This is a genomic window from Coleofasciculus sp. E1-EBD-02 (genome assembly GCF_040218245.1).
Taxonomy (GTDB): Bacteria; Cyanobacteriota; Cyanobacteriia; order Cyanobacteriales; family Coleofasciculaceae; genus Coleofasciculus.
In genome coordinates, this window is sequence record NZ_JAVJQN010000235.1 from 47,605 (window position 1) to 56,261 (window position 8,657).

Annotated in this window: 5 protein-coding genes and 1 pseudogene; 4 read left to right on the forward strand and 2 right to left on the reverse strand. The window is 46.2% G+C overall.

The window, feature by feature from the left end; all coding sequences use genetic code 11:
* Positions 1-33: 33 nt before the first annotated feature.
* On the forward strand, positions 34-2,274 hold the full coding sequence (locus tag RIC07_RS34930) for a transglycosylase domain-containing protein (RefSeq protein WP_446398525.1): 2,241 nt from the start codon (positions 34-36) through the stop codon (positions 2,272-2,274).
* A 336-nt stretch (positions 2,275-2,610) separates the two neighbouring features.
* On the opposite strand, the pseudogene RIC07_RS34935 reads toward RIC07_RS34930, so the two are convergent.
* Positions 2,611-2,790 (reverse strand): annotated as a pseudogene (locus RIC07_RS34935) (hypothetical protein); the annotation flags it as partial.
* A 348-nt stretch (positions 2,791-3,138) separates the two neighbouring features.
* Here RIC07_RS34935 and RIC07_RS34940 point away from each other — a divergent pair.
* A complete protein-coding gene (locus tag RIC07_RS34940) occupies positions 3,139-4,179 on the forward strand; it encodes an L-histidine N(alpha)-methyltransferase (protein WP_446398526.1) in 1,041 nt (346 codons plus the stop codon).
* Between the two features lie 240 nt (positions 4,180-4,419).
* A complete protein-coding gene (ppk1, locus tag RIC07_RS34945) occupies positions 4,420-6,567 on the forward strand; it encodes a polyphosphate kinase 1 (protein ID WP_446398527.1) in 2,148 nt (715 codons plus the stop codon).
* 147 nt (positions 6,568-6,714) lie between these two features.
* Here the strand turns inward: ppk1 and RIC07_RS34950 are convergent, their stop codons facing one another.
* A complete protein-coding gene (locus RIC07_RS34950) occupies positions 6,715-8,019 on the reverse strand; it encodes a pentapeptide repeat-containing protein (RefSeq protein WP_446398528.1) in 1,305 nt (434 codons plus the stop codon).
* Between the two features lie 412 nt (positions 8,020-8,431).
* On the opposite strand from RIC07_RS34950, the gene RIC07_RS34955 reads away from it, so the two are divergent.
* Positions 8,432-8,657 (forward strand): RRXRR domain-containing protein (locus RIC07_RS34955; RefSeq protein WP_446398529.1); only part of this gene is annotated, 226 nt, incomplete at its 3' end.

An 8,657-nucleotide genomic window follows, 5' to 3' on the forward strand; every position in this document is an offset into this window, starting at 1 on the left:
AAAGATACCTGATTTAATACCATCCACTAGGATATGAATTCTCCCAAACCTCCCCAACCGCCGAAAACTATTCTGGGTCAGTTGACTCAGGCAGTTCAGACGATTCAAGCTAGAGTTAACTTTGAAGCGCTGGCGCTGAAGCCGAATGCCAAAGTTCCAGAACTGTGGGTGCAAGATGCGGGTGCGGATAAGGCGGAAGTCTACCCCCTATTAGGCGATCGCTATTTGCTGGGACGCAGTTCTAAATCCTGCGATATTGTGGTGCGAAACCCAGTGGTGAGTCAGGTTCATTTGTCCTTGGAACGCTATGGGCGATCGGGCAGAACCTTTATTATTAAAGATGAAAATTCCACCAATGGTATTTATCGAGGTAAACGCCGCCTGCCATCCTTAGCTTTGCGTCATGGGGATATTCTCACCATCGGTCCACCAGAATTAGCCGCCTCGGTGAAGCTGCAATATGTTGATCCGCCGCCTTGGTATATTCTCGCTATTCGTTACAGTCTCTATGGGGTGGGTGGATTAACGGCGTTAATTGCTTTAATTATTGGCATTGAATGGTTGAAAGTCCCGGTGCGCCCCCTACCCGTTGGGGTTCAGGGACCCGTTGTCGTCTATTCTCGTGACCAGGTTCCTTTGCGTCAACCGCGTACTGAGGTTCACCGAGAACTGAAACGGTTATCGGACTTTTCCCCTTATCTACCCAAAGCCTTAGTTGCTTCGGAAGATAGCCGTTATTATTGGCATTTTGGTGTCGATCCCTATGGAATTTTGCGGGCATTAGTCCGGAATATTCGTGGGGGTGGAATTAAAGAAGGGGCAAGTACGATTAGTCAACAGGTGGCTCGCAGTTTGTTTACCGAATATGTCGGGCGAGATAATAGTGCTGCTCGGAAACTCCGGGAAGCAATTGTGGCACTGAAACTGGAGACATTTTACAGTAAAGATGAGATTTTAAGGACATATTTAAACCGCATCTATCTAGGGGTAGAAGCTTATGGGTTTGAAGATGCTGCCCAATTTTATTTTGATAAATCGGCACAAGAGTTAACCCTTTCCGAAGCCGCCACGCTGGTGGCAATTTTGCCTGCACCGAATAGTTACAATCCAGTGCAGGATTATGATACCGCCTTGGCGTTGCGAAATCGGGTGATTAACCGGATGCGGGCAATGGGGATGATTAGTGATGAGGAAGCTAAACGAGCAAGGCGATCGCGAATTGAGGTGAGTCCGAAAGCCCGGGAATTCCTGAATAGCACCAAAGCTCCCTATTTCTATAATTACGTGTTTGAGGAACTGCGGGATCTGCTGGGTGCGGAGTTGGCGCAAGAAGGAAACTTTATTGTCGAAACCAGTCTCGATTTGCAGACTCAGGCGAAAGCGAAATCAGAACTGCGTAATTTTGTCAATACCACGGGAAGCCAATTACGCTTTTCTCAAGGGGCGATAGTCACCCTAAATACCACAGATAGCTCGATTCGGGCGATGGTGGGAGGTGTCGATTACCAAGAAAGTCAGTTTAATCGGGCAACTCAAGCCCAACGACAACCCGGTTCAACGTTTAAACTGTTTGAATACGCCGCCGCCTTAGACCAAGGAATTCCACCGGGAAAAACCTATTCCTGCGCCCCAGCTTATGGTTTACGTGGGTGTGAACGTTCCGGGGGTTCGGTGAATATGTACACGGGTTTAGCGCAATCAGAAAACGTGATTGCGGTGCGGGTGGCAATGGATGTCGGATTAGGGAATGTGATTGAAACAGCGCGACGATTAGGGATTCGCTCGAAGCTTGATCCGGTTCCCCGCTTGGCAATTGGACAAAATGAAGTGAATGTGTTAGAGATAACGGGGTCGTATAGTGCGATCGCGAATAATGGGGTGTGGAATCGTCCCCATGGAATTCAACGGATTCTCGATAGTGGAGATTGTGTTGATGAGAATGATCCGAAAACCTGTCGGGTGATCTACGAGTTTGAGGAAAATGGGGAAGGGGGGGTTCAAGCTGTAGCCCCGGCGGTTGGCCAGACGATGACCACAATGTTGCGGGGGGTTGTGAGCAATGGCACAGGTGGTTCAGCCGCGATCGGATTTGGAGAAGCCGGGAAAACCGGAACTACGGATCGGTATGTGGATTTATGGTTTATTGGCTTTATACCCAGTCGTCAGTTAGTTACTGGGATTTGGTTAGGCAATGATGACAACTCACCCACGCGGGGAAGCAGCGCCCAAGCTGCACAGTTGTGGGGGCGTTATATGCGGGATGTAGTGCAGTAATTGTTTGTAGTAGGCACTTTAGTGCCTTAAAAGGCTTGATTTCTAGGTTCCTTGGGTTTAAACCCAAGGAACCTAAAGCTCAAGTCAGCTAAAGCTGACTGAATATAGCTTTTAGTCCACTTTAGTGGACTTGAGTTCTTAGCCCGGAGTTTGAACTCCGGGCTTCAGGCGGATGTTAGGACTTCGTCATCCGTTGTTGCGCTTCTGTCGAAGGATATCGACTAACTCCAATCAAATTTTGCCGTTCTAAAATGCGGTCTTCGCTATTATAGCGCTTCGCGCTGGTCTAGTTACAAGTTAGAATAAAAATGTACAACTTCTCATCAGGTTTACTAGCTATGGCGATCGCTTATAGTCAAAACATACGGCGCGTGCTTTAGCTAAGGTTATTATATGCTCTAGGGTGAAAAAATGGTCTAATTCTTGCTTTTCTTCTGGCGTCAGTTCCCCTGTTTTGTGGCGATAGATTAAATCTTGTCAACGGTTGTGTGCTGCTGATGAGAGTTGAAAATCAATCTAGATATTTCTTTTGACTCTGAGCAAGAAAATATTTAAATCAAGTTATTATTCGCGAGTAACAATCGCGAATAATGTTTCTCTCTTTTCCAAAATGGGATGCTCCCAAAAAACCTACCCTTGTGAGCCCAGCCCCCCTGCCTACAAGAGGGGGGAAATATTTCCTCCCGGTTTCCTCCCGGTTCCCTCCCCTTGATAAGGGGAGGCTTAGGGTGGGGTCAAATCAAGGTATTGCTTTCTTTTTTAGCTTAAGTTGACACCAATGCACGTCAGTGCGCCCCTACGATGAATGGTGCAAGATGTAACGTTGATGCACTAAAGTGCTTACTATGAACCAGGTAAACATCAATGTCTAAATCTCAGCAAAATCCTATCCTTTACACCACCCAGCCTGGTGCCGAATTTTACTCGATTTTCTCAGATGCCGAAATTTTAGACATCATCCAAACCTTAACCACCCGACGCGAAATTAGCCTCAAATATTCCTACAAAGGTCAAGGTGCAACCATCTGGGATAAATTTTATCTCAACTATCTACGTCCGCGCTGGTATCGCCCCGTTAATCGGGAAATTGCCCTGTTAAACGATAATTTTGAAATCATCACCCGCAAAATCACAGCCGTCAACACCATTAATCTCATCGATGTCGGCGCGGGCAATTCCTATCCCGTCAAACAATTTATCCGTCGGCTGCATCGCTTCAGCAAAAACACTCGATATATTGCCTTAGACATTAGCGATGACTTACTCAAACTATCCCAGCAAAATATCAAAAAATGGTTTCCTCATATCGAATTTATCAGCGATAGGATTGATATAGAAAATAATTCATTATCCCAAACCTTATTAAACCATCAGGTTAACCTAAAAACTGATGACACCGCCCAAATCATTTTACATTTAGGTGTAACCATGGGTAATCATCACAATAGAACCGCCGTCCTGCAAAATTTTAGAGATAGCATGGGCAAACATGATATCCTCGTCTTCACTAACGAAATTGGTTCTAACTGCCAATGGGATGGAACGGTGAGAGGGGGATTAAAGTATCATGTGGATCAAGTTTATGCTTGGGTGAAAAATGCGCTGGGGATTCAAGCTGAAGATTGTGAACTGGTGCGAAAGTATAACCCTAAAACTGATAGTATTGTGGCGGCGATTAAATTTCGTCAGAACTATCGGATAAATTTTAGGTTAATGGGAGAGGATAAATGTATTGAAATTACTGAAGGTGAAGAGATTAGGATTTGGAGACAGCATAAGTTTGAAATCCCTGAACTGGTGCGAGAAATAGAACAGGCTGGACTCCAACTTATCCACTACAGAACTGACAACTATTCATCGAATATTATGGTAATTTGTGAGATTGATAAGCTGTCATGCCTTTAAATTGGGTATTAGTAGCGAGCAAGATGCTCAATGTAGCGAGCAAGATGCTCACACTACGTCCTGGCGATTCATCTGGTCGGTCAATCAGAGATTCGACGGTTCGACGGCTCGACGGCTCGCCGAAGTCTGAGTTCGCCGAACGTCCGTGAGGCTTAGAGCCGATAAGCTGATAGTATTTATACTGACATCCTACCCGCGCCAGAAAAGGCGAACGGATGGTGCGCCGTTTCCCTAATAATCATGGCTAAGAAATCGAAGACAACGACCGAGGTTAGTCTGAGAGACCCTAAATACTACTTCAACCGGGAACTCAGTTGGTTGGAATTTAACGATCGCGTCTTGCATGAAGCCCTCGATTCCCGAACCCCACTGCTGGAACGCTTGAAGTTTCTGGCAATCTTTAGTTCAAACCTGGATGAATTTTTTATGGTTCGGGTGGCGGGTTTGAAGCAGCAGGTGGAGGCGGGGGTGACATCCCTAACTGCCGATGGTCGCACACCTAGCGCTCAATTGGATGGGATTAACCAGCGGTTACTCCCCATGGTCAAGGAACAACATGAACATTTTGAACAAATCCTGCGACCATTATTGGCAAAACAGGGGATTTACCTGCTGGAGTACATGGATTTGAACTCCGAACAGCGGACTTATTTGCAAAACTACTTTGAGGAGCAAATTTTTCCGGTTCTGACGCCGCTAGCGGTTGATCCTAGCCACCCGTTCCCCTATATTTCCAACCTGAGTCTGAATCTAGCGGTGGTGGTCAAAGATCCTGATCAGGGCGAGGAATTTTTTGCCCGGGTGAAAGTTCCTAAAGTCTTGCCTCGATTTGTCGCCCTTCCCGAACCGTTGCGAGAACGGCAAAAGGGAAAACCTGCCCTCTGGATGGGCGTTCCCCTAGAACAGGTAATTGCCCATAATTTAGAGTTTCTGTTTCCAGGGATGAATATCCAAGAATATCATCCGTTTCGGATTACTCGCAATGCCGACTTAGCCGTCGAGGAAGATGAAGCAGATGACCTACTTTTAGCCATTGAAGAGGGATTGCGGAAGCGACGCCTAGGGGGTTCCGCCGTCCGCATGGAAATTCATGCGACTGTACCCGAAACCTTACGGGAAACGCTGATGCGGGAGATGGGACTCCAGGACAGTGATGTCTACGAAATAGACGGCTTATTGGGACTAGGGGATCTGATGTCGTTTATGGGATTACCCCTACCGGAACTCAAAGACACACACTGGACACCCGTCATGCCCGTCGAGTTGCGATCGCTCTCTGGGGAAGACGATGGAGAGGACTTCTTTAGTATTATTCGCCAACGGGATTTATTTGTCCACCATCCCTACCATTCCTTTAGCGGTACAGTACAGCGATTTATTACCCAGGCGGCGGATGACCCAAACGTACTGGCGATTAAAATGACACTCTATCGCACCTCTGGCGATTCCCCAATTGTCAATGCTTTGATTAAAGCGGCTGAAAATGGCAAGCAGGTGGCAGTTTTGGTGGAATTAAAAGCCCGTTTTGATGAAGAGAATAATATCCTCTGGGCGCGTAAGCTAGAACAAGCTGGGGTTCATGTGGTGTATGGGATTATTAAGTTAAAAACCCATACCAAAATCGTACTGGTGGTGCGTCAAGACGAGAAGAGGATTCGCCGCTATGTTCATATTGGCACGGGAAACTATAACCCGAAAACAGCCCGAATTTACACGGATTTAGGACTCCTAAGCTGTCGTGAGGATTTAGGGGCAGATTTAACCGATTTATTTAACTTCCTGACGGGATACTCTCGCCAGCGCTCCTATCGCAAGTTATTAGTCGCTCCCGTGAATTTACGCGATCGCATGACGACGATGATTCAGCGGGAAATCGAGCATTGTCGCCAGGGAAACACAGGGCGCATTGTTGCCAAAATGAATTCTTTAGTCGATCCTAAGATTATCGCTACCCTCTATGAAGCCTCCCAAGCTGGCGTACAAATTGATTTAATTGTCAGGGGAATTTGCTGTTTGCGTCCTGGTGTCGTAGGCGTTAGCGATAATATTCGCGTAGTTAGTATTGTCGGTCGCTTTTTAGAACATTCGCGGATTTATTACTTCTATAATCAGGGTGATGAAGAAGTTTATATTGGCAGCGCTGATTGGATGCGTCGCAACTTAGATCGACGAGTTGAGGCGATTACACCGATAGAAGATCCAGAGATTATCAAAGATTTGCAAGAAATCCTAGCCATTATGATGGCAGATAATCGCCAAGCTTGGGAATTACAACCGGATGGACGTTATATCCAACGTCAACCGGAGGATGCGAAAGAGCAATGCGCTCAAAAGATTTTCATGGAGATGGCGAAGGAATCAGCAAAGGAGGCGGCGGGAATGGCTTAGTTAAGTAGGTCGGTGGAAATAAACCAAACTATGTTAATTTATGTGAATGTTACTCAAACCCTTACGAATGACGAATGACGAATGACGAATGACGATCTCCGCCGTTAACTTTAATTGTCCCCACCTACTTAGCTTAGTTTTAGTTCTTCAATTCCAGTCTTCAATCGCAGGCAGTAAAATCTTGCTCAGAGGATGCTCAATGTACTCTTGCAGTCTGGTAATTCCGGCGCTTTGTACCGCTTCTATCATCCTGGATTTTAGAGAACGATTACTCTCAATCTGTTTAATCGCGGCGGCGACAGCAATTACTTTTTCTAATGGTGTACTTGTCGGACAAGTTTGGCTCAATTCCTGCAAAAGTTGCTGAATTTCTGCGGCGACTTCTGACCATTTAGGTTGGGAAAGATTCTGATCCAGTTGTTCTAGAATTCGGTGAACTTCGGATACCGCCTGTTGTAGATTCGGTGGGATAGTCGGGCTGTCACTTTGGGAAGGAGACGGGGGACTTGGATCTGTTCCCTGGGAAACGCTAGGCGTTACGGTATCATAAACGGGCGGTTGAATGTCTACTTTAATCGGCGGTGCGCCAGTCGTTGCGGTGTAATTGACAGGCGGTTGGTGGGGCTGTTGGATTTCAACTTTTACCTCGGGTGTACTAGCGGATACATTCGGGTTTAGGATTGGAGAAGCTTGAACTGGAGCAACCTCTGGACTAACTTTGGCTTGAACAGTGTTAAGATGCTGACGCCATAACTGAGTAAACTCTCCCGGAGCAAAACTTCCCTGATTGGGATGGCGTTGTCGTTGACCCGTTTGCAAGTAAATATAATCACAAATTACTTCGTCCAAGTTGGTGGCGCTGTTGATTTGCCAGTCCTGCAAACAGGTTCCCGTTAAGATAGCTTTGTTAAAGTTTGCCGATAAGACTTGGGTTTTTTCTAAATTGGCTTCACTGAGATTTGCCATCCGCAGATTCGCTTCACTTAAATTTGCCACTTGCAGATTCGCTTCACTCAAATTAGCACCACTGAGGTTAGCCATCCGCAGATTCGCTTCACTTAAATTTGCCCCACTGAGGTTAGCAATTCTCAGATTCGCTTCACTCAGGTTAACCGCCGTAAGATTAGCATCAATAAAGTTGACTAAGGTTAAATAAGCTCCGTTTAAATCCGTGCCCGTCAGGTTAGCTAGATTTAGGTTAACCCCTCTCAGGTTAGCCCCCCGGAGATCGGCGCTCCTGAGATCTGCACCCTGGAGATTTGCATCACTGAGATTTGCCATCCTCAAGTCAGCATTCTGAAGGTTCACCCCACTCAAGTTTGCTTCATTGAGATTCGCTCTACTTAGCTGTGACTGACTCAAATCGGGTACGAGTTGTGGATTCTCTTCCCGCCACTGATTCCAGGTTTCTACGCCTTGTTTGAGCAAAGCCGCATGTTCTTCATTTGCCATTGACTGTAACCTCTTCACTTGCCCTTTTGTCGCAGCTTAGCTCAAGAAAACAGTAACCTACAAGAGTCTATAGACGCGCCATGGCGCGTCGTTGTGACGTACCCAACGCTGAGCGAAGCCGAAGCGTGGGCTTCTGATGCCTTGAATAAGACGGTCAACAACCCACGCTTCATCCTTAACGGATAGAAGCGGGGCGTGTGAAAAGCGCCCTTGTTGATTAGCCTCAGCTAGAAATAGCTACGTTATCTCAGAATATATAGGCACTTCAGAATGCTTCACCAGTTCTGTGACACTGCGGTTTTACATTAAACATCTGTGATGGGTAACAGAAGTGTGTAGAACGTACAAAACCTGAGATAACTTTGGCGAAGTGAACCACTCGCAAGAGACGAACTTGATCTAGTTCAAACCAATGCAAAAAGTACTCGTAGTCAACAAACATGGTAGACCTTTGATGCCGACAACACCTCGTAAAGCGAGAAAGTTGTTAGAAAGTGGCAGAGCCAAAATTTATGCTCGTAGACCTTTTACAATTCAACTTCTTTATGGATGTCGAGGTTATACTCAACCTGTAACTTTAGGCATTGATTCGGGTTATCAAACAGTTGGGTATAGTGCTGTAACTGAAAAAGAAGAGT

What these genes read in the sequence shown, in the direction of transcription:
- RIC07_RS34950 (WP_446398528.1), bottom strand. Translation starts at nt 8,019, where the DNA reads ATGGCAAATGAAGAACATGCGGCTTTGCTCAAACAAGGCGTAGAAACC.
- ppk1 (WP_446398527.1), top strand. Translation starts at nt 4,420, where the DNA reads ATGGCTAAGAAATCGAAGACAACGACCGAGGTTAGTCTGAGAGACCCT.
- RIC07_RS34930 (WP_446398525.1), top strand. Translation starts at nt 34, where the DNA reads ATGAATTCTCCCAAACCTCCCCAACCGCCGAAAACTATTCTGGGTCAG.
- RIC07_RS34940 (WP_446398526.1), top strand. Translation starts at nt 3,139, where the DNA reads ATGTCTAAATCTCAGCAAAATCCTATCCTTTACACCACCCAGCCTGGT.